Raw genomic sequence first — 23084 nt, 5'->3', positions numbered from 1 at the left:
TCATTATTACCGATTTCGATTCACGATATAATCTACTAAACACTTTAAAAAGTTTGTCTTCTTTGGCAAGGAATTAACAATTTCCAAGGCCATACAATAATGCTCCCACATTTCCTTTTTCGCACCTTCCAAACCAAGTACTGTAACAAAAGTAGATGTATCGTTGTCTTTATCCATACCAGCTTCTTTTCCTAATATTTCTTTACTTCCTTCCGCATCCAGCAAATCATCCTTAATTTGAAAAGCGATGCCAGCATGGTAAGCATATTTCTTCAATTGATCCTTAACTTCTTCTGAAACTCCTGCTAAAATAGCAGGCATAAGAAGAGCGGCTTCAAAGCCAATGCCTGTTTTATAAAAACAAAGGGTATTCAATTCTTGAAGGGATAATTGTTTTCTTCTGGATTCTAAATCCATCACCTGTCCTTTACACATATCAGCAGTAGCCTTTGTTGTATATTGAATCAGTTTTAACACAATAGAACCAGCAAAATCCTGTAAACTAGCTTGTTCCTCTATTGCCTTTTGTGTAAGAAAGAGGCCTGTTAACTCAGCTGTTGCAGCATTATATACTTCATGTAAAGTTGGGCGCCCTCTTCTCATCACAGCATTATCCTGTGTTGGCAAATCGTCAAATATAAGAGAAGCTGTATGCATATACTCTACAGATCGCAACAATGGAACGATTTGAGCATCATCTAACTCCAATTCCTTTACCCCAATAAACCATGTAATAATCGGTCGCAATCTTTTCCCATCCCCTGCAAGACTATAATTTGCTGCTTCTGTCACGATATCCTTCTCTAACATTGTGTTTTCTGTAATTGGCAATATCTTCTCAATAGGTGAACGAATAGATTGAAACATTTCTGAAAACTCCGTCTGCTCACGACGATTTTCCTTCAATGTGGCAATCATATGATCACGAAGCAGCTTATCGAAAAAGTCAACATCATCGGCTTTTGCAACCATTTGTTGGAGTAACTGATTAAAGGGAGGAAATCCCTTTGTTAAAATCCCCATTAAATCACTATACTTCTGTTCCCCCAATTTTTCCTTTAACCGTTTTAACCCATTAATTGCCCGGTCTAATATAACTTCCTGTGTTTTGGAATCAGAATGGTATACGTCGTGAATCAAATAGGAAATGACTGTCCAATACATTTCAAACGGATTAATTAAATCCTTTCTTGTTTGATAATAAGTAAGATAATACGTATAAGGTGTAACTGCCCCATCTTTTTGATCATCAAACATATCTGCTAAATCATCGGCTAGCTGATTATAAATACCATAATAAAAGGTTCTTTGATCATACCCTTCATCTTCAGGAGCATTCATTAACGACCGAACAATCTGCCGAGAAGCGGAAGATTTAAGAATTACCGGTATATATAACTCTTCGTTAGAATAAGTACTATTGGTCAATTCCTTTTTTCTATCTACCTCTTGTGAATGAAAAAAGATATAGGATTGGTTTAAAAATAACTCCCATGTTTGATTATCATGCTGTTTCTTCATATATTCGAACGCTTCTTTTAGTTCTTTATGAATGAATTGAATGAGTTCTTCATTTTTTCCAGACCATTTACCTAAGTCAGGAACTTCACCTGTTTCTAATGTATGTCGTATTAAATTGGAATACTGTATTTCTTCTTCCAACGATAAAATTTTTGCATCAAGCAAATCATCAATTAAAGGATAGGTTAAACCATAATAAAAACCTAGTTTTATCGCTTTTTCTAATCGAGTCTGGCGCTCTTGATTTGAAAGCTCTAGTTCTCTTCTTTCCTCCAATTCATGCATTAAAACTCCTGCAAGGATTTTCAGTATTTTTCGTTGGGCATGCTCTACACTCATCCCAGCAGGTATATGAGAAGTCACTTGCTTCAGTCTTTCCAATACCCAAATCATCGTATGTTCGACCGCTTCTTTTTTAGCTAACTTATATATACTGGATACACTAAAATTTCCCTCCTCTGCATCTTTCTTCAATAAATGATTTTTCATATTTTTAACTACTTCATTTATTCTTTCTTGAGTAGATTGAGAAGAGAGGGCCTTTCCTAAATCACGCATATAAAGATAGGAAATACTCCGATTTAAATAATCATCTAATTTCCCTACATAATTTAGCCATTCTATATAGGTTCGATATCCTTTTACAACTGGTTTTCTTTTTTTTCGGGAAAAATAAGTAAGGATGGATGGAGAATGAATATGACTTATCTTCCAAGTTTGAAAGTCATTCGTTAAGCGTGACACATAAGACTTATCCGTTAACTGATTTTGAAGGGAATGGAAATAACGGGCTGCTTTGTGCTCCGCCGATCGATATTCCTCATTTATTTTTACTTTTATTCTTTTTTTCATATGAACATTACCTCTGCTTTTACTTTAAGTTCGTTTAACTAGTTTAATATAATCACCTATCTTCTTTATTATAACTAGAATGTTCATTATCTCCTATTAATCTTAATTTTTTATTAAAAAACCCTCCTGTTTTGGAAGGAGAGTTTTTGGATTAGATACATTTTCTTGTGTACCATGTTTTGTTAAACTTTTTGTTCATTGTAGAAAGGGAGAGAGGTTATTTAGTAAACAAACTAACTGTCTATTACCTTTTCTCGTCGATTTTCTTCTACTGAGTACCGGATAGCACTCCTCAAGATTCTTCAAACAGAAGTAGCTTTTTGTTTTGGAATAGATGGTATTGGCTTTGATTCATTTGCTTTTTCTATTATGGATGGTCTTGCCAATACTAATACAGAAACAATTAACATAGATCCTGCCACGATTAGAACCCACTGTGCTGGTACATGATCATATAGTACGCCAAATAATAAGGTACCAACAGGCATCATACCCATAGCAAATGTCTCTAATATCGTAAAAACTCTTCCTTTGTATTCATTCGCAATTTTTTTTTGCATAAGTACCATGATTGGAATATTCACCAAAATGTTAACCGCTCCAAATATAAACATGAGGACAAAATAATAGATAAAAACAGACAAAGAAGTAAATGGAATAAGCATAGGAACAGCTGCAGCGATAACCAGTAATCCTAAAGTAAAAATTCCCATTTTACTAACTGATAAGGGCTGTTTAAATTCCTTTCCAAAAGACAGATAGATCGACAGGAGTAGCGTCCCAACTGCAAAAGCACCTTCAACAATCCCAAACTGCACGGATGGCATATGTAATTTCGTATTAACGATAAAAGGGAACCCTACATTAAATGCTGTAAAAATAAAATTAACGATCAAACTTATACTGATGATCGTCATCAATAATGGTTGCAGCCTTACATAATTTAAACCTTCTTTTAAACTTTGAAAAACAGATTCTTTCTTCTCCTGTTTATCCCGTTCTTTTTCAAAAAGGGTAAAATTCATGGTGGAATCGAGTATAACCGCAATCAATGATGCGATAAGATAGATCGTTAAAAACACAGACATAGAAACCAAACCAAATAATATTCCACCGATAGCAGGACTTGCAATTTGCGCAATGGAAATAGCAATTTGATTTAAAGAGGATGCTTTCTGGATGCGAGTTTCATCAATTAATCCTGTTAATGATGAAGTAAAGGCATTACTTGCAAACATAGAGGTGATCGACAAAATACAAGACGTTGTATAAATGGCGGGTAATGACAATCCCATTGTTATGCTATAAAGTAGTAATCCACCTATTGCCATTGTAGTAACCGTTTGAGCGGTAATAGCAATTATTTTTCGAGGATACCTGTCAATAATGGACCCAGCAAAAGGAGCAACGATTGTTCTAGGCAAGATATTACATAACATATTCACGGCAAAACTCATCGAAGAACCAGTCAAATGCAAAATATACAAACTAATGGCAAATGTGTAAATTTGCGAGCCGGCTGTTGCAATTAATTTACTACTTACAAATGTCCATAAATGATAGATCGCTCTCTTTTCTAACTGATATTCATCCAACAAAATCCCATCCTTCCCCAATAAAGTTTAATTAAATTAAACAAATCATATCACACAAAAATTTCCCTTTCAAGAAAAAGTTTAATATAATTAAACTATCGAATAAAGGAGTGTACTATTATGCTAGGAGAACGAATTCGTACATTAAGAAAACAAAGAAAAATGACACTGGAAGCATTAGCTGGAGAAAGATTAACGAAAGGCATGCTTAGTCAGATTGAAAATAATAAAGCAAAACCTTCGATGGAGAGTTTGGAATATATTGCTGAGAGACTTGGAGTAGAGATTACGGAACTACTAGGGACTATCAGTTATGTGGAATTAAGAAAAGTATTAGAGAAAGCAGAAAGAATTTATGAAGAATTTCGCATCTATTTTAAACACTCAGAGGAGACCATTCAACAAAGCAACAAGCTAATTGCACTTATTGAGCCTTATATCCCTAATTTGAATGAAAGCTATGAATCAGCTCGCTTGTTGGAAATTTATAGTCGCAGTTTATTTTGTCTGAATAGAGAAGAGTGGAAATTATATTGTGATAAAGCAGCATTAATTTATGATTTACTTAATCTGACTGCTAATCGTGCAGACATTGCAATCTTTAGAGGCATAACCTTTTTTTTGGAACATCGTTATCAAGAAGCTCTACAATATTATTTGGAAGAACGAAAACACATTGAAACAACCCATATAAAGATTGATCCTATGACTCAAGTCAATATGGATTATTATACTGCCGCCATTTATTCAGCACTCGGTGACATAAAAGCAACATCAGAAGCAGTGGAAAAAGCATTGGAATATTCTAAAAAAGAAAAACTCTATTACAAAACAGACGACATCTATAAACTTGCTACAGTAGTCTCTTTATTAGTAAAAGAAGAAGAAAAATTCCATTACTACTTAAAAAAATTAAAGCAATATGGAGAATTTGTAGAAGATAAAATTTTTGAGGAACTCTGTGATGTACTATATGCGGAATACTTACTTCATGTAAAAGAAGAATATCAAGAAGCTATGTCTATAATTGATCAATATTTAACTTTTGATGAAAATAACCAAAAAGTAACCGGTGATAATTGGAATATGCTTCAAAAAGGAAAAGTGATGTATTATGTAAAAGAATATAAAAAAGCACTCAACATTTTAAAAACTATTTATGTTCCAAAACATATTAATCATCCAGTTGACCTAGCCATTTATTATACAAAAGATACCTTTATTGCTCTTTGTTATAAAGAACTCCATAATATAAATAAAGCACTAGAGCATGCAAAAATTTCCTATGACTGCTTTTTACCCCTACCTGACTCTATATTTAAGACACTTTGTATAGAAACATATGAAAACATGCGTCTAATCTAAATGTGCTAACTTCTGAGAAAGTTCAATAATCTCTCTCCTTATGTTAGCTTATCAAAAAAATAAAAAAGGGCGTGAATAAATTCCTTCATACCCTTTTTCTCTATATCGCTAAAATCACTAGTGTTGCGTTAATTTAATTTAACTATTAAAAATACTTGAAATGTTCAATTTTATCATTTTATGCAAAGAAAAAGTCCTTTATAATGGATAAGTTAGGTGGTAACCCGTCCAAATCCACTAAAAAGGACTATCGCATGGACAAGATTACACGAAAAACTTCATTTGGACAATGGTTTTCACCAATAAATCTTCAATTATTTGAAGAAAACGTGAAAACGTTGAAATTAGATTTCTATACGAAAAAACTAACGACAGAGTCATTTCTAAAATTATTACTTTTTGCGCAGCTAGAAGAAGTCGAAAGTCTGCATGCGCTGAGCGATTGTCTTTTCGATGATCAACTGCAAAAGGGCATTGATCTTGATTCTATCAGTATTTCCCAACTCTCACGCCGTTTAAATGGCATGAATCCAGACTTATTCCAAAAGCTTTTCCTTGATTTAGTTTCACAAATTCATGCCAAAACGCACAACACGAAACTTGTGATGCCATTAAAAATCATTGATTCAAGCACATTGCCTCTCAATTTGACTAATCATAAATGGGCAAAATTCCGCAAAACAAAAGCGGGTGTTAAATTGCACTTACGCCTTGTGTTTATGGAAAAAGGTATATCCTATCCCGAAAAGGCCATTATGACAACGGCCAAAGAACATGACCGCGGTCAGCTTGAAGTAATGGTTGATGACAAGGAATGTATGTATGTGTTTGACCGTGGTTACTTAGACTACGAACGCTTTGATCGGATGACAGATGACGGCTACTTTTTCCTTTCTAGGCTGCGAAAAAACGCAGTCATACGGGAGGTTTACGATTTTAAACTACCCGAGAATACATCTGTTTTGTCGGATCAAATGGTGTTGATTGGTACGACGCAAAACCGTGCCGAAAATTACTTTCGTCTTCTAAAAGTGATTGATTCAAAAGGAAATGAGCTTCATTTAATCACAAATCGTTTTGATTTAAGTGCTGAAGAAATCTCAAAGATGTATAAATCACGCTGGGCGATTGAGTTATTTTTCAAATGGATTAAACAACATCTCCATATCAAAAAGTTTTACGGCCAAAGCGAATGGGCAATTCAGAATCAAGTGTTTATCGCACTTATTGTTTTTTGCCTGCATGTTCTCGCACAAATCGAGACAAAAAGTAAACGAAAAACCCTACAAATTAGCCGATATTTACGGGCAGCTTTGTGGAAACCAGCACATATTTGGCTTCGAAAGATTGAAGGAAAAACCATTCCTTAATAAACAAATTGTCGTCGTCTCTTAAGTCTAATTGTAAAAAAATTCCAAATGGATGGATCCACCTTTAGTTGGGTATTTACTTTTTTGGCTCTTAACAGGGGACATATTTAAACTGAATATTCTAACAACATTTATGCAACACTAGTGCGCTAAAATCTCTTTCGTAAAATGAATATAATCAGTGAAATAACCATCCACTTCATATTCCAATACTCTTTCTTGTTCCTCTTTTTGTGTTTTCTTATTTATAAAATATACGTGAACTTCTTTTCCCTTCTTATGTAATTCCTCTACCACTTTTTTTGTAACATCAGTAGACTCTATTCCGATAATAGGGAAATCAACCGTATGTGCCTTTTCCAAGGAAAAAGAGCCTTTTCGAAAAAGAAGGGCTAATTCAGTATCTGGTGCTAATTCTTTTATCTTCATTAAGCTTTCTTCTGAAAATGACTGAATCGTTACTAACTCTTTATCTAAAAGCTGATACTCTTCTAACAACTGAATCAGTTTTTCCTCCATTGCTAGTTTCTCATCAACGAGCCTTGTTTCTATATAATAGTTTTGAGTATCATGAAAAGTTTCTAATATTTCTTTTAAAGTTGGGATTTTTTCTGTTATTTCCTTGCTATCATCCGATTCCATCGTTCGAAACGCTCTTATTTCTTCTAATGTATAATCAGAAACCTTCCCTTTTCCATTTGTCGTACGATCCATTGTCTCATCATGCATGACAATTAATTCGCCATCCTTAGTCATTCTCAAGTCCATTTCTAGTGAATCTACACCTGTCTCTGCTGCTATTTGATAAGCGGTAATAGTGCTCTCGTTATACCATTCATTCGCCCCTCTGTGTGCAATCACTCTTGGAGTGTCATCGATTTCTATCGCAGATTGACTCACCATGGCTACCGACTGATTATTATCGCAGGCAGAAAGAGTAACAAACAAAAAAGAGATTACAATGCTTCCAATCAAGTACTTACTCAACCGAAACAGCCCTTTCTTGTCTAATCGCTATAGCCAATTCTGGATAATCAGTTATCACTGCTTCCACTTCTGCATCAATAAGATTAGTCATCTCTTCCTCTTGATTTACAGTCCACACTCTTACTAGCTTTCTTAATTCCTGCCAATCTTGCAAATTATCTATCACCATTTCTTTATGAAGATGCAAGGCCTCTAATTCCAAGCTTTTTATATAATCAAGAGGATTGGAGATTACTTGATTTAATAACCAGGCAATCGAAGCAGAGGAATCTATTGCTTTGATTCTTAGCAAGGTCGGCAAATGAAAGGAAGAATAGACTACCTTACGACCATTCCCATATTCGTTTACAAGTGCAAGCGTCTTTTCTTCTATTCCTTCGTATTCAAACGTATAGGTTTTAAGTTCAATATTTAATTCGATATCGTATGGCACAAGCAGTTGTAAAACTTCTTTTAAAGTAGGTACTTTTTCTACTATCCAGCTTTCTTCATAATCAGGAAGAGAGGAGAACTTGCTTCCCGCACTAAATTGTTTAATTTCTTCCAAAGTATATGCTCTTACAAAGCCGGTTCCATCTGTTGTCCGATTTAAAAATTCATCATGAATAACAATAACTTCCCCATCTTTTGTTAAATGGATATCTAATTCAATCCCATCAACTCCTTGTAAAATCGCTTGTTGGAAACTAAGAAGAGTATTTTCAGGGAATCTTCCTTTTGCTCCTCTATGTCCATATATTTTTGTTTGGTTCATGCTCTTCTCCTCCTTTTTAATGGAAAGAAACAGACCAACAAGTATTCAATTAGTCTGCTTTCCTAACGTCCTATTTTCTAGCTCGATTCGCCTTTTCAATTGCTTCATTAAATTGTTTTACCATATTGCTATAGGTTTCATCGACATCTCCACCGTTATAAACAGTCTCAAGTGCCGTTTCACTAATGCGGCGTCCTTCTGGAATCATATCCATTAAAGCACCTTGGGTAGCATAAGAAGACGTCGTTGATTGTAATTGATCTACCGTTACCTTTAATTGTGGCATCTTCTCGTATGCCTCTTTTACAACTTGTTCGTCGTAAGCATCTGGATTAATGGCAAAGTAGCCTGTACCAACATGCCATTTTGCTTGCACTTCTGGAGTTTGTAAATATTTCATAAATTCCCAAGCAGCCTTTTTCTCTTCTTCACTTTTATCTTTCATCATCCAAAGACTGGCTCCGCCAATAACCACACCTTGTCTCTCTACTGCTTCTGGATGTGGAATAAATGCAACCCCTACTTCAAATGGTGCATTATCAATAACGTCTCTCGCACTAGCGGAAGATTGCATAAACATTGCTACATCCCCTGCAAGGAAACCAGCTACCATGTTATCTCCATTTGTACCGTAGTTAGCAAATGTTTTATCATTAATCATTCGTTTTACCCACTGAAAAATGGATTTGCCTTGTTCATCTGTAAATCCTACTTCTGTTGGTGTGTCTGTTCGGCCATTATCATTATTCATTAATAATGCTCCTTGATTCGCCAATAATTGCTCATATAACCAGCCATATGCTTGGAGCGCAAATCCTTTCATTTCTGGGTTTGCTTTCGCTATTGCCTTTCCTGCCTCTTCTACTTCTTCAAAAGTAGCTGGAGCTTTCTCAGGGTCTAGACCCGCAGCCTTAAAAGCGTCCTTATTGTAGTACATAACTGGTGTAGAAGAGTTAAATGGCATCGAATAAAATGTATCTTCCATTTTATAGTAGTTCGTAATATTTTCCTCTAATCCACTCATATCATAACCATCTTCATCAACAAGTGTTTGAATTGGTTCTACAAATCCACTATTAATCATCGACTTTGTGCCAATCTCAAAAACCTGCATCATAGCCGGTGCACTATCTGTCCCTGCAACCGTATGGAATTTCGTTAAGGCTTCATCATATGTACCTTGATACTCTGCATTTATTTTCACCTTATCTTGCGAACGGTTGTATTCTTCCACAATATTATTTAATGCCTCTTGGGCTGCTCCTCCCATTGAATGCCAGAATGTAACGGTAGTCGGACCATCCTTCTCTTCTCCATTAGTGGAAGATTCTGCATTATTGCTACATCCTACAATAAATAAAACTAGTGTTAGCATAAACATACTTAATAGCTGCTTCCTTTTCTTCATTTTCTTCCTACACTCCTTTATTTAACCGTTAATAAAAATGGTTACTTTGTTTGCAAAGATTATTTTAAGGCTCCTTCGGTTAATCCTTTCTGGAGCTTTTTCTGACCTAAAAATAATAGAATTAATGTTGGCAAAACAACAATAATTGCTCCTGCCATAATGACGCCCCATTCATTTAATTGTTCTTGTGATTGAAGCTGCCTTAATCCTATTTGCACAGTACGTACACTATCATTTGTTGTCGCCAACAGCGGCCATAAATACATATTCCAAGAGGTGACAAACCCGTACACACCAAGTGTAATCAAACTTGTTTGGGCCATCGGTAAAACAACTGTTAAATAAAATTTAAAGTCACCAACCCCTGCTATTTCGCTAGCTTCCTTTAACTCTTTCGGGATTTGCTTGAAATTCTGCCGCAAGAGAAAAGTCCCAAATGCTGTCGCGAAAAACGGAATAGTCAATCCATTAAAATGATCCAGCCAGTTTAGGTTTCTTATCGTCTGAAAGTTTGGAATAATTGATGCTTCAAACGGCACCATCATTGTGGCAATAAAGATAAAAAAGATAAAATCTCTCCCTTTAAACTCTAAAAATACAAATGCATATGCTGCTAAACTAGCAAGAATTAATTGGCCCACCATAATAACAATGGAAACAATGAAGCTATTTATTAAATAGTGCATTAACGGAAAACGCTCAAACACTTTCAAATAATTGTCCAAGGTTAATCCGGTCGGTATTATTTTTCCTGTCATAATATCCTGAGAGGACATAAAGCTCATCAAAAACGCGATAATCGCTGGAGAAAAAATAAGCAATGCTGATACAGTCAACAATAGATAAAAGATAACTTTTTTATGGATTGGCAATGTCACTGATAATGAACCTTCCTTTCCCCAAGCTTAAATTGAATGATGGTTAAAACAAGGATAATCACAAAAAGAATAATTGCTTGTGCGCTCGCTGTACCATATTGGTAATTCATAAACGCCTCCTGATAAATGGAATAGACGATTAAATTAGTTTCATTCTGTGGTCCTCCTCTCGTTAACATATCTACTTGGCCAAATGTTTGAAAGGCATTAATTAGCGTAACTGTCATTACAAAAAATAAGGTAGGAGACAGCATCGGAACCGTTATTCTTCTCAGCTTATAAAAGTAACCTGCTCCATCTATATCGGCACTTTCATATAGGTAGGAATCAATGGATTGCAGTCCTCCTAATAAAATCAAAAATGTAAAGCCGACATTCATCCAAATGGTTGAGACAGATACAGAAAAGAGGGCCCAATTGGGATCGGTTAACCAACCAATTGGCTCCAATCCGAATATTTTCACAATACGATTTAACCAGCCAATCGTAGGATGAAATAAGAATATCCAAAACACGGAAGCTGCTGCAACAGAAATCCCCATAGAAGAGGAAAAGACAGTTCGAAAAGCACCGATCGCACGAAGTTTTTCATTTGCAAGGATTGCCAGGAATAAACTGACGATAATAGTTCCCGGAACAGTGTATAAGGCAAAAAGCAAGGTCGATTTTAAGCTTTGCAAAAAGATTGGTGATTTAAAAATTTCGAGATAATTATCCATGCCGACAAATACAGTTGTATCCCCTCGATTATCTGTTAAGAAAAAACTTAAATAGACTGTTTTCCCCAATGGATAAAATAAGAAGACACTGAATAATAGAATTGAAGGTAATAGAAATAACACCCCTTTGTATAAATGCTGTAAACGCTGTTTCTTTTTTTCTTTTATAAAATCTACGGAATGCTGTACTTCCTGTTGATAAACGATACCACTCATAAGCCAACAACCTCTTGTTCTCTCATAGCAACAGCAGGTCGAATTAATGCGCCTGATTCAGAATCAAAAAAGCAAATATTCTTTGAGGACAACTGGACTGGTACATGATCTCCAGCTTGAATTCTCCATTGTCCTAACCATTTTGCTGTCCAAAGCTCTTTACCCACTTCAAATGTTAATAAGGTTTCATTCCCTAGCTGTTCTACATTTACTACTTCTAAAGTATGGCTCGTCTGTTCTGTTGTTCCTGGTAAAATATGTTCCGCTCTTATCCCCATCGTAAGATTTGGATAAGACAGTAACGATAAAATATCTTCTTTATCCATTGTAATTTGCAGTCCACTCTCCAGAACTAATTTATGGTCCATTAGCTTTGCCTCACTCAAATTAATTTTTGGTGAACCGATAAAGGATGCAACAAATAAATTAGCAGGCTGATTATATAAAGTTATTGGTTCACCTACTTGTTGGATTTTCCCATCATTTAAAACCATGATTCGATCTCCCATTGTCATTGCCTCTACTTGATCATGGGTCACATAAATCATCGTTAACCCAAGCTTTTTTTGTAAGCGGCGAATTTCTATTCTCATATGAGCACGAAGTTTTGCATCTAAATTAGAAAGCGGCTCATCCATTAAACAAATAGGTGCTTCACTTACAACCGATCTCGCTAATGCCACTCGCTGCCTTTGACCGCCAGACAATTGCTTTGGTTTACGTTTTAATAAATCTGATAACCCCATCATCTCAGCTGTTTCTTGTAATCTTTTTTGTTGCTCCATCTTGTCTACTTTCTTGGCACGTAAACCGAAAAGAATATTTTGTTCAACTGTTAAGTGAGGGTATAATGCATAATTTTGAAATACCATCGATAAATTGCGATCCTTTGGAGGCAGATGATTTACAACTTGATTATTCATCTTCAAGACACCACCTGAAATTTCTTCGAGACCAGCAATCATTCGTAGTAAAGTGCTTTTTCCAGATCCCGATGGACCTACTAAAACAAAAAATTCTCCCTCTTCTATGGAAAGACTAATCTGGTCGATCACTGATTTTTGCTTATCGTATGATTTAGAAATGTCCTTCATTTCTACTGCTACCACTAACAAACCCCTCCCCAATTAAATTACATTCCTATTTAACCATAGAATTTTAGGAAAGAAACCGAATTTACCAATCATTAACAAACTCCTAATAACCGCTTGACAAAACTACAATTTCCCTTTACGTTCTTCACAATTTGGGCCTCAAAGGACGGTTCACTGCTTCCCATAAATGTCCTCATAAGAACCGTCCCACTGTTTCCCCATGAAAAAAAGAGGCTGGGACATAAGTATTCCAGCCAAGGATAATTCCGAACAATTATACGAAGATGCTAATGAATGTTCCGTATAATTGTTCGGGCTTTTATTTGTTTTTCAAAGGATGTTTCCATGAAGTTTGGTGCGATTCCCCGCAGCCGGAATACACTTCGCTTTCCATGGGGCTCGCGCTGAGCCGCTTCGGCCTGTGGCCTGCAGGGTCTCAGACTGTCTCGCTAATCCCATAGGAGTCTTCGTGTATTCCGGCTGCTCTGTTTTTCCAACTAATTATATTTCCTCTTGTAAAAAGTATGCGAAAGCAGCCGCTATTTACTAGCTATATTAGAAATTGTTCGTCTTTACAGAGTATCTATTTAGTTATGTCCCATCCTCAAAAAGCTCAGAGTAAACTCTAAGCTTTTTACGTGCACTTATAATTCTAATGTTTCATTAATATTTGTGTTTTCTGCTTCTTGGCCTGTCATTCTTTTATAGAAAAAGGCGATATTCTTTGTGAAGCTTCCCGTATCCCAATACTCTGCTGCCTCAGTTTTTACTTTAATTAAAACGACATTCGGATCGTCGTAAGAAGTTTGCATGATTTTTTCATAGGATTTACTCCATAATTCTTTTTTCTTTGCGAGATCATCTACAAGTTCAGCTCTACCTCTAATAGAAACAAAAGATTTACCTGCATAAGAGATATTCACATCATTTTCATGTAAAATCTCTTCATACTTATCGGTATCTTTCTTTGTAATAAACCATAAATCTCCATCAAACTCTACTTCTTGCGTTTTCATCGGACGGGATACAAGACCTTCTTCTGAAACAGTTGTCAGCATCGCCGTATCCACATCATTTATCAGCTCTCTTAACGTTTCAAGTTCTTCTTGTTTAAAAGTGTTTTCCATCTCTATCACCTCTTGAATAGTTTTAAAAGTATATTCCCCTTATTAGGAACTTTTAATCATAGGTAAAATTCAACTTAAAAAGAAGTTTCATATTTTAAATTGATTGAGGAGGATCAACCAGCTTCCAAAATAAACAATAAACTCAGACAAATATTTTATCTAAAATAGCGTTAAAATTACAAACCAAATGGCTGGTATTAATAGAGACGGTAGGAGATTTAATGTCTTAAATTTTCTAACTCCTAATATGCTCAACCCTGAGCTAAGTATAAGAATTCCACCAATAATCGATATTTCTGCTAGTAAATCAGTCGTTAAAAAGTTTGCAAGTAATCCTGCTGTTACATAAAAAAAGCCTTGCCATGCAAATAAAACTAGAGCAGAAACTGCAATTCCAAATCCAAAAGTAGATGCTAATACAATAGAAGTAACACCATCCAAAATAGCATTTGTAAAAAGATATGTATGATTTCCTCTTAGTGCACTCTCAATAGGTCCTAATATGGATAAAGTACCTGCACAAAAAAGTAAGATCGCCGTCGATAACCCTTCTGCTAGATTTCCTTTTGAAAATTTATCCACAATTCGTTTAAAAGCATTCTCAATGTCTAATTTTTCCCCTATTAAACCACCAATAGCAAGACTGACAATAAACAGAACAGGGTATTTACTGTCTGGCATATATTGAACAATGGAATGAATTCCAAGAGCAGTTGCGGCAAGCCCCATTGCTTGCATTAAAATATCTTGATACTCTGCTTTAATCCCCTTTTTCAAAAAGCTTCCAATCGTACAGCCTGCTAGAATCATAAAGCAGTTAAATAATGTTCCAATCAATTTCTATTCTCCTTGACTTTATATTTTTATAAACACCGCATTACTTAAGTTAAAAATAATAATGCTCCCATATATAAAGCCATTTTATCCTATTCCATTACATTTTGGTAATTTTTCATCAAATATCAAGCTTTTCTTGGCTGTTATGTCTTTCATGGCGCCATCCGATCAATAAAAAGGTTAAAGCAAAGATAACAACTAAAGAAATGACAGAAGAACGTAATAGCAAAATTCCAAATAGGACACTTAACATCATTGCCATTCCTTTTATCCATGGATTATTCAATAATTTGATTGCTGCAAATAAGCCAATTAGTGCATTAGCAATAAAAAAGGCGTTCGCAAAGCCAACAAGCTGTTCTACTGTCACCACTTTTAATAGAACTAATACTGCAAAGAAAAGATGGATCGATACAAGGAAAGCAATTGCTTTAAATGGTGCACCATTTGCGAGCTTTTTTGTGAGAAAATGAAAAGATGAAACAGATTTTGATAATGCTGCTACAAGTCTCGCTACTCCACCAACTACCATTAAATGTGTTGTTATACAAAGCCCAGTTGCTACGAGCGCTAATAATCCAACAGATAATTGCCCAAATAGCGGATACATGATACCAGTTAATCGAATAGAAAATGTGCTGTTATACATTGTCCATTGGACGGCCGCAGAAAGAACTAAATTGACGATCAATATAACAGCAGCGCTAAAAAAGATGGCTTTTCGGATTGTTGTTTTCGGATTTTTCACCTCACTCGAATAATTCCCCACAATCTCCCAACCGACAATCGTCCAAAAAAGTAGCAAAAGATTATAGCCAAAAGAAGAAAAATGAAAATCAGGAAAAGCCCAAGTACCAGAAGGCTCATTAAGCAAAGCATATATACTTCCACTAACTAATATCAACACGGCCAAGGTAGAGATAATAAAGGATAATTTACCGAGAAAGTTCAATCGAAATAATAAAATCAGCCCATTCATAACTAATAGCACAATCGCAATCCACTCAACTTTTATTTTATCTGGAAATAACCATGTCTGAATATATTCTGCTGCCGTCATCATAACTGCCACTGGGCCCATAAGTGCTGCAATCATAAGAAAAACAGAAGCGAGATTTTTTATTTTTGTTCCGAATGCCTTTTCCATTGCATTGCCAAGACCTGCTTCTCCGGGAAATTTAATTATTAATTCTCCACATACATAAGCAAAACAGATACCGATTATAGACATAATTAGCCATGCAAAAATCGCATAGTTTTCTAGATTCTCATAAATAATGGTTGGTAATAAAATAATTCCTGATCCTAAGAGTGGCCCAATGATTAAGCCACTTAACGTCAAGGAACCGATTTTCCTTTGATTCATTCTTTTTCCTCATTTCCATCAATTTTTAATTATTTCTTACTTCCTATTGTATTTGCCTCTTACCATTCAGTAAAATAGATATATACGATAAATGATATCGTTTTTTTCGATAATAGGAGAGTGATAAAAATGGAAATTCGACATTTACAAACATTTAAAGCCATTGTGGAAGCAGGTGGTTTTGCAAAAGCAGCTAATCAGCTTGGCTATGCACAATCAACGATTACCTCCCATATTCAAGCTTTAGAAATCGAGTTAGAAGGTCCGTTATTCGATCGACTAGGGAAAGCCATTGCCTTAACAGAGCTTGGCAAATCGTTTCTTCCCTATGCGAATGAAATGCTGCGTCTACATAAAGGAGCAAAAGAACTGCATCAATCTTCTATTACGAAAAAAGGAAAAATTACAATTGGGGCATCAGAATCGTTAACAGTTTACCGCCTTCCTACTATCATTCAGGCTTACAAAGAAAAGTTTCCAGATGTGCATTTATCAGTACGAATGGGGACATGTGAGGAAATTCAGCATTTAGTAGAGATTGGGGATTTAGATATTGCCTTGCTTCTTAATCTAGAATTTAAAAAGCATCCATCATTGGAAACTATTAAAATGTTAGATGAACATATGAGTATCATTTCCTCACCAGATCATATGCAACCAAATTCGATTCTTTATTCGGAAAGTAATTGCCCTTACCGAACAATTTTTGATAAATTCATCGAAGAAGAAAAAATCACGCCTACTTCTTTTCATGAATTTTGGAGCATTGAAGCAATTAAGCAATGTGTGCAATGTGGTTTAGGATTGGCACTTGTTCCAGAAATTACGATCCAAAACGAATTAAAAGATGGCCGTTTATCGGCACGACGTTTAGATACGAAACATGGTCAAGTTGCTTCCTTCCTTTTTTATCATAAAAGCAGATGGGTTTCTCCGATAGTTCACTATTTTATCGAAGAAGCAACAGCCTATTTTAAACAAGAGGAAGAAAAAGAAAACCATAAAAATAAAGGGAGCAAATTTGGATGAGTGATACAAGGAAAATTTATTATGAACGTGGGACAGAGGAACTAAGAAAGAAAAATATTCATGCCCACAAACTAGTTCAAATATTTAATAATAGCAACATAGAAAATGCAGACCAAAGAGAGGACATTATAAAGGAGTTGTTTGGCAGTGTTGGTGTAAACCCTAGTATAGAACACAACTTCCATTGTGATCTTGGTTACAACATTCATGTAGGAGATAACTTTTATGCTGGATATAATTGGACTATTTTAGACATGGCTGAAGTTAGAATTGGACATAACTGTATGATTGGTCCTAATGTGGGAATATACACAGCTGGACATTCCATTGAACCTAAAAATAGAAATAGTAGTGGCTATGCAATTCCAATTACAATAGGAAATGATGTTTGGATTGGTGGTAGTTGTGTAATTTTAGCTGGGGTAAGTATTGGCGACAATTCCATTATTGCTGCTGGATCTATCGTTACCAAAAATGTCCCTGCAAATACAATTGTGGCTGGAAATCCAGCAAAAATTATAAAAAACATAGAAATTAATGAATCTGAATAAACTAAAAAGGCTTGCCATAACTGCTAACAGTTGACAAGCCTTCTTTTCTATAATCTAATGAGGAACTTCTTAAGCAATCGCTGTTTCTTTTTTATGTTTATTTTTTCTATTGTTAAATTGTTTTTTGATATATGGCATTGCATAACGGTCAAGACCAAATTTACCAGCGTTTGCTCCTGCTACGATTACGAATATTGCTAATAAAATCATTTGTCCGTTTGTGCTTACTGTTCCACTAAAGAGGAAAGCGAAGTTCATGACCATCCCCATCAATGTTGCAAAGCTTGTGAATAACCCTAAGATTAATGCTATCCCGACAAGTAATTCTCCCCATTGAACTAAGAATGTAAATAAATCTGCATTAGGAAGTGCTACATGTTCTAAAAATGTTGCCCACCACCCTTGTACCGCTGGGTGATCTCCTGTGCTATTCGCAATCGCACCTTGTAAAAATCCACTTGCGTCAAATGCACCACTTGTTATCTTTCCGTAACCTGCATGTATAAATTGATAGCCAAGATAAATTCTTATAAAAGCTAATATTCCTGCAACCACTTTATTATTTCTTAATAAGTCTAACATTTTACTCCATCTCCTTAAGATTGATTAACCATTAGTTTGTTCATTGTTTCACATTATTTTTTACAAGATCTTGTTTGTTTCTTACTACACTTTTATAATAGCACTATTCCTAACGTAAGAAAGGTTATTGTGATGTTATTCACATTTAGTTCACAAAGTTATGTCTTAATTGTGAACGACACAATTTGTGTAATGAGAATGGACATTTCCAATTATACTTTAACTGGTTTTCCCTGCTTCTACATGCCTTAAAAGTAAACGCTTACATAAAATCATTTTAGAATTTTTTCATTATTTATAAAATGCCGTTGCTATTTTCAAATAGCTATATTAATGTAAATGTATCAACTAAATGTTTTCTATCATAGCAATCAGTTAAATAATATAAAACAAATATGGAGAAGATACTATGCCAATCATTCAATCTGTTGAACGTGCTCTTCAAATATTAGACTTATTTAACGATCACACGACAGAATTAAAAATTACGGAAATTAGTGACCAAATGGGACTTCATAAGAGCACCGTTCATTCTTTATTAAAGACCCTTCAAGCATCACGCTATATGGATCAAAATCCAGAGAACGGGAAGTATCGATTAGGCTTAAAGCTAGTGGAAAGAGGAAACTTAGTTATAAATACATTAAACATCAGACAAATTGCTAATAAATATCTTGTTGAGTTAGCTCAAAGAACTGGTCAAACATGCCATCTTGGAATTTTAGATGGGAATGCAGGTGTATATATTGATAAGGAAGAAGGAGCTAATTCGGTAATCCGTTACTCTCGAATTGGACGAAGAATACCTCTTCACTGTACAGCAATCGGAAAAACGCTGTTAGCTTACCAAAAGCCAGAAATAGTAGATGAATTGCTAACAAAATATCTTTTTGAACAAGCTACAAACCGTACAATTACGACGAAAGAAGCTTTGCTGACTGAATTAGAAAAAGTACGTGAAAAAGAATATGCAGTTGATGACCAAGAAAATGAACTAGGTGTTCGCTGTATCGCTGTACCAATCATTAATCAGCATAAACAAATACTTGCCGCATTAAGCATTTCTACACTAGTATCCAGAGTGGATGATGATACCCTTGAGGATTATATCCAACTTCTTAAAAAGACTGGAAATGAGTTATCAGAGGAAATGCGATATGGGGTTCCGATTAAATAAAAGAATTGTATGAAATAAAAGACATGGAAAAGGACCAAGTCCATTTTTCATGTCTTCTATTATAACCCCAAAATTAGTTTCCACTTTTTTAGGCAATATTCTACAACATATTACTATATCACTTTAATTTTATAGAGTCTCATGAACTTAAGGTTCCCTTTATACGCTAATTGATTTGCAGAAATAAGGGAACCCAAATATAAGATGTTTCAATAAAATTGCCACCTTTCAAAGGTATCCCCTGCTACTTTGTTACTTCTTATCAAACGAACCCCATAAATCATTTACGCGAATTAACATTCTTTCAATTTTATAATCACGATTTAAATTTGCTTGCCCAGTCACTCTTTTAACTTCCGGTGATTCCGTGCCCTTTTTGTGATACTCTAATGCGATAGAAAAGTTATAGATGTTTTCTTTGGAATCTGTTCTTTCATAATCAATATTTTTCACCTTTAAAGTATAATTATTTTTATACGGTTCAATCATTAACACTGTTCCATATCTTGAGATAAAATCATTGTAAGATGTTTGATTGGCAAAATAATCTTTGTATATTTCTTCTTCATATTGGACTAATGCCTCTCGTTTTTCCGCTACATCTATTTTATTTTCCATTTGTTTATTCCATATTTCTGTTAGGTCATCATTGGGGCCATTTAAGGTAGTTTGTAAAACGGCTTCTACTGTCTGTATGTATTCATCTGTATCCTTGTCTGTTTTCTCAGTACATCCAACTAATAATAAAATAAGAAAAGGAATTAACGTGATTTTGAATGAACGATAGCAGCTTTTCTTCATCTCATCCCCTCCTCGATAAGTAAGTATACGAATAATCACATGAAAAGTTTCAAATATTTTCCTGCTTGATTTTTTCAATTAAAAATAAAAAAGAGGAGATCTATAAAATCCCCTCTACTTACAATTATATTGATAACATATTATATGAATGCATTATTGGCTGCTTAATCGTATAAAATTAAATAGAAAATGCGTGATTACCTATTTTCTTCATTACTTTTCTTGTAAAGATCCAATCACTTGTTGCTGTATCCGGGTTATAAAAATAAAGAAGCTCTTTATTCTCTTTTCCATTTTTTAATGCTTCTTCTACAGCTTCGCGTGACTCTTTATCTGCTTTTTTATGAATAGAACCATTTTGTACAGGCTGAAAAGCATTTTTCTCATAAATTACATTTTCTACCGTATCGGGAAACTGCTCATTTTCCACACGATTTAAAACTACATCAGCTACTGCCACTTTACCGGCAAACGGCTCCCCCTTCGCTTCTGCATGAACAAGACGGGCCAGTAAATTTTTTTCATTGTTCGTTATTGCTGTTGATTCATCAGAAGCACTAACATTTTCCTTTTTATCAACTGCAAATTTTCTTGTTGATACAGTTGTTGTTTTCTCCGTACTAATAGTTTCTGCTTTTGCAATGGACGGAACATATATATAAGAACTACTAATTAAAGTGAAGATAATTGCAATAAATAATAACTGTTTCATTTTTTTATACCTCCTGTTTTAACAGGCCCATATACAAGGCTAACAGGTTTGCAAGCAAAACTCATTGCATAATTGTTGGAAGAACTGTAAGATTCGTTGGGATATTTGGAAGAAATAACTATATATTTACAATTCACCTTTTACCGATAGGTCATTTTTCTCCTATTTAGCGGATGAAATTTTTTTTAGAGGAGAAGATATTAAACTAATACAACTCTATTTAACGTCTATAACAACCAAAAAAGCTGATACCAGAAAAAATCTGAAATCAGCTTCACTCTTTTAATTGTTTCTTACAAGTAAGGCACAGCACTCTACATGAACGGTATGTGGGAATAAGTCCACTGGTTGAACAACTTTTAATGTATATCCAAATGGCTCAAGCTGCTTAATGTCTGTTGCAAATGTATCTGGATTACATGATACATATACAATTCGTTCTGGTTGAGAACGTCCGATACGTCTCATTACCTTCCCACCTGCTCCAGAGCGAGGAGGATCTAGTAATAATAACTCTGGTCTGCCAAATGTTTCTAAGACTTGTGCTAATCCTGTTCTTGCATCTTGCGCTAAGAATGTAGCATTTTCAATCCCATTATCGCCAGCATTGCGTTTAGCTGATTCAATCGAACTTTCCACAATTTCAATTCCAACAAGCTTGCCGACTCTGCTTGCAAATGGTAGCGAGAATGTTCCTACACCACAGAAAAGGTCAATCATATTCTCTGATTTTTTTGGTTCTGCCATTTCTACAGCTAAATCGACCAATTTTTGTGCTTGTGTTGGATTTGTTTGGAAGAAGGTATCAAACCAAACTCGGAAACGATAGCCATCCATTTCATCATAAATAAAGTCTCGACCAGCTAATGTATGGCTTTTCTCTGATTGCGTACGATCTGCCCAATCTGTATTTTCTAACCACATGAAGCTTTTTACTTGTGGAAATTTTTCCGTTATGCGAGCAACAATAGTATCCACGGCATTTTTCAAAGAACCATCTGGAGCTTCTGTTGCAAATAGTGCCAGCATCATTTCACCTGTTGCAAAAGATTGTCTCACCATTAAATGACGAAGAAGTCCTTCATGTGTATCTTTGTTATATCCTTTTAAAGCATGCTCTTTTACCCAATTTGCTACTTCAAGTGCCGCTTCCACCATTTCTTTACCAGCAATAAGACAAGTTTCTAAAGAAATGATTTTTCTAAAATTTCCTTGTTCATGTAGTCCTAGGGAACCGTCTGTAGCAAACGTAAATTCCATTTTATTGCGGTATCTCCAAGGCTCGTCCATTCCAATTGTATCTTTCACTAAGTTAGGATCAAATCCTTGTTCTTCAATCACACGTTTCACATGATTTGTTTTTTGTTGTAACTGCCCATTATAATCCCAATGTTGCCAGACACAACCGCCACATTTTTCAAAATGTGGACACGCTGCTCCGATTCTTTCCACATGTGCATTAAGAATTTCTTCTGGCATTGCCTTTCTATGTCTTCTTTGCGGCTGATCAACCGTTACTCTTACCTTTTCACCTGGTAATGTTTGCGGAATAGTTAATTTTAATTTCTTTTTGTTTCCTAATTCATTTTCACGCCAAACAACTGCTTGTCCAGCCCCTTTTTCATCAACATTCTTAATTTCAACAATCATCGTTTCTTTTTCAATAGTGGTCAAACGTTTTTTCCTCCTTAAACAATTTCACTAATCAAATTTATTTAAAATGATTTATTTCTCATTGTTAGTCTAACTATTATATTTTTAACATACTTCCCTAGTATAAAGGACAATCATACATATGAAAATAATTTTTATTTTGTAGATATTAGTAATTTTTCTAACTAGACAGAAAGTAATTTAAAAGGGACGTTGCTATCATCTCAACGTCCCACTCATAAACCTATATATTGATTTGCTATTTCACTCTAATACTAACACATAAGCCTTCATTCTAACCTTCTGATAAATCCTCTCTCCTGTTAAAATATCTATTAGTCACACGTGTAAGCTGCATTACCGCATCACCCTTGAATAATTCAAGAGCCTCTGTCCGCTCTTTTTCGGTATCATAAATCTTTATATCTCCACTAGGAATCGTTCCATACAAATAACTACTAATGTAAATGATTTTATAGATTTTTTAATC

The 23084-nt window shown here is 35.0% G+C and carries 20 protein-coding genes; 5 read left to right on the top strand and 15 right to left on the bottom strand.

All coding sequences use genetic code 11. The features are described 5' to 3' along the window. Positions 1-6: 6 nt before the first annotated feature. Positions 7-2373, bottom strand: coding sequence for a polyprenyl synthetase family protein (locus tag HHU08_RS08410; protein WP_169188266.1), 2367 nt, complete (start codon positions 2371-2373; stop codon positions 7-9). Between the two features lie 302 nt (positions 2374-2675). Next, positions 2676-3968 (bottom strand): MFS transporter, encoded by a 1293-nt coding sequence (locus tag HHU08_RS08405; protein WP_224427530.1) that lies wholly within the window; start codon positions 3966-3968, stop codon positions 2676-2678. 120 nt (positions 3969-4088) lie between these two features. Between HHU08_RS08405 and HHU08_RS08400 the strand changes: the two genes are divergently transcribed. Together HHU08_RS08400 and HHU08_RS08395 are read left to right on the top strand one after the other, a co-directional pair. Then, positions 4089-5333: a helix-turn-helix domain-containing protein gene (locus HHU08_RS08400; RefSeq protein WP_169188264.1), complete on the top strand. Its 1245-nt coding sequence runs from the start codon at positions 4089-4091 to the stop codon at positions 5331-5333. A gap of 254 nt (positions 5334-5587) precedes the next feature. Next, on the top strand, positions 5588-6703 hold the full coding sequence (locus HHU08_RS08395) for an IS4 family transposase (RefSeq protein WP_100525938.1): 1116 nt from the start codon (positions 5588-5590) through the stop codon (positions 6701-6703). Positions 6704-6844: 141 nt separating this feature from the next. On the opposite strand, the gene HHU08_RS08390 is transcribed toward HHU08_RS08395, so the two are convergent. From HHU08_RS08390 to HHU08_RS08350, 9 genes are all read right to left on the bottom strand, one after another. Then, positions 6845-7690: a glycerophosphodiester phosphodiesterase gene (locus tag HHU08_RS08390; RefSeq protein ID WP_205835593.1), complete on the bottom strand. Its 846-nt coding sequence runs from the start codon at positions 7688-7690 to the stop codon at positions 6845-6847. Next, positions 7683-8444, bottom strand: a complete 762-nt coding sequence (locus HHU08_RS08385) for a glycerophosphodiester phosphodiesterase (protein WP_016200784.1) — start codon at positions 8442-8444, stop codon at positions 7683-7685. The genes HHU08_RS08390 and HHU08_RS08385 overlap by 8 nt, the downstream gene beginning before the upstream one ends. Positions 8445-8514: 70 nt before the next feature. Further along, positions 8515-9852 carry an ABC transporter substrate-binding protein gene (locus HHU08_RS08380; RefSeq protein ID WP_169188262.1) on the bottom strand — a complete coding sequence of 446 codons (1338 nt, stop codon included), beginning with the start codon at positions 9850-9852 and terminating at the stop codon, positions 8515-8517. A gap of 59 nt (positions 9853-9911) precedes the next feature. After that, positions 9912-10730: a carbohydrate ABC transporter permease gene (locus tag HHU08_RS08375; protein ID WP_169188261.1), complete on the bottom strand. Its 819-nt coding sequence runs from the start codon at positions 10728-10730 to the stop codon at positions 9912-9914. Beyond that, entirely contained in the window at positions 10727-11665 is a 939-nt protein-coding gene (locus HHU08_RS08370; protein ID WP_169188260.1) for a carbohydrate ABC transporter permease, read from the bottom strand. The genes HHU08_RS08375 and HHU08_RS08370 overlap by 4 nt, the downstream gene beginning before the upstream one ends. Further along, complete coding sequence (locus HHU08_RS08365) at positions 11662-12774, bottom strand: ABC transporter ATP-binding protein (RefSeq protein WP_169188259.1); 1113 nt, start codon at positions 12772-12774, stop codon at positions 11662-11664. The genes HHU08_RS08370 and HHU08_RS08365 overlap by 4 nt, the downstream gene beginning before the upstream one ends. Positions 12775-13403: 629 nt before the next feature. Next, positions 13404-13886: a pyridoxamine 5'-phosphate oxidase family protein gene (locus tag HHU08_RS08360; RefSeq protein WP_016200779.1), complete on the bottom strand. Its 483-nt coding sequence runs from the start codon at positions 13884-13886 to the stop codon at positions 13404-13406. Between the two features lie 159 nt (positions 13887-14045). Further along, positions 14046-14723 (bottom strand): DUF554 domain-containing protein, encoded by a 678-nt coding sequence (locus HHU08_RS08355; RefSeq protein WP_016200778.1) that lies wholly within the window; start codon positions 14721-14723, stop codon positions 14046-14048. A 118-nt stretch (positions 14724-14841) separates the two neighbouring features. After that, a complete protein-coding gene (locus tag HHU08_RS08350) occupies positions 14842-16089 on the bottom strand; it encodes an APC family permease (protein ID WP_169188258.1) in 1248 nt (415 codons plus the stop codon). Between the two features lie 129 nt (positions 16090-16218). Between HHU08_RS08350 and HHU08_RS08345 the strand changes: the two genes are divergently transcribed. Continuing rightward, positions 16219-17118, top strand: a complete 900-nt coding sequence (locus HHU08_RS08345) for a LysR family transcriptional regulator (RefSeq protein WP_101730173.1) — start codon at positions 16219-16221, stop codon at positions 17116-17118. After that, positions 17115-17669 carry a sugar O-acetyltransferase gene (locus tag HHU08_RS08340; protein WP_169188257.1) on the top strand — a complete coding sequence of 185 codons (555 nt, stop codon included), beginning with the start codon at positions 17115-17117 and terminating at the stop codon, positions 17667-17669. The genes HHU08_RS08345 and HHU08_RS08340 overlap by 4 nt, the downstream gene beginning before the upstream one ends. Positions 17670-17738: 69 nt before the next feature. Here the strand turns inward: HHU08_RS08340 and HHU08_RS08335 are convergent, their stop codons facing one another. Next, positions 17739-18251: a DoxX family protein gene (locus HHU08_RS08335; RefSeq protein WP_169188256.1), complete on the bottom strand. Its 513-nt coding sequence runs from the start codon at positions 18249-18251 to the stop codon at positions 17739-17741. 409 nt (positions 18252-18660) lie between these two features. Between HHU08_RS08335 and HHU08_RS08330 the strand changes: the two genes are divergently transcribed. After that, a complete protein-coding gene (locus HHU08_RS08330; protein WP_016200773.1) occupies positions 18661-19428 on the top strand; it encodes an IclR family transcriptional regulator in 768 nt (255 codons plus the stop codon). A gap of 252 nt (positions 19429-19680) precedes the next feature. On the opposite strand, the gene HHU08_RS08325 is transcribed toward HHU08_RS08330, so the two are convergent. From HHU08_RS08325 to rlmD, 3 genes are all read right to left on the bottom strand, one after another. After that, positions 19681-20229 carry a hypothetical protein gene (locus tag HHU08_RS08325; RefSeq protein ID WP_169188255.1) on the bottom strand — a complete coding sequence of 183 codons (549 nt, stop codon included), beginning with the start codon at positions 20227-20229 and terminating at the stop codon, positions 19681-19683. Positions 20230-20407: 178 nt separating this feature from the next. After that, entirely contained in the window at positions 20408-20941 is a 534-nt protein-coding gene (locus HHU08_RS08320; RefSeq protein ID WP_016200766.1) for a cell wall hydrolase, read from the bottom strand. 282 nt (positions 20942-21223) lie between these two features. Continuing rightward, a complete protein-coding gene (rlmD, locus tag HHU08_RS08315; RefSeq protein WP_407939862.1) occupies positions 21224-22591 on the bottom strand; it encodes a 23S rRNA (uracil(1939)-C(5))-methyltransferase RlmD in 1368 nt (455 codons plus the stop codon). Positions 22592-23084 lie beyond the last annotated feature (493 nt).

Origin of the sequence: Niallia alba (assembly GCF_012933555.1) — a bacterium.
Taxonomy (GTDB): domain Bacteria; phylum Bacillota; class Bacilli; order Bacillales; family Cytobacillaceae; genus Niallia; species Niallia alba.
This window is presented reverse-complemented; position numbering and strand designations above follow the sequence as displayed.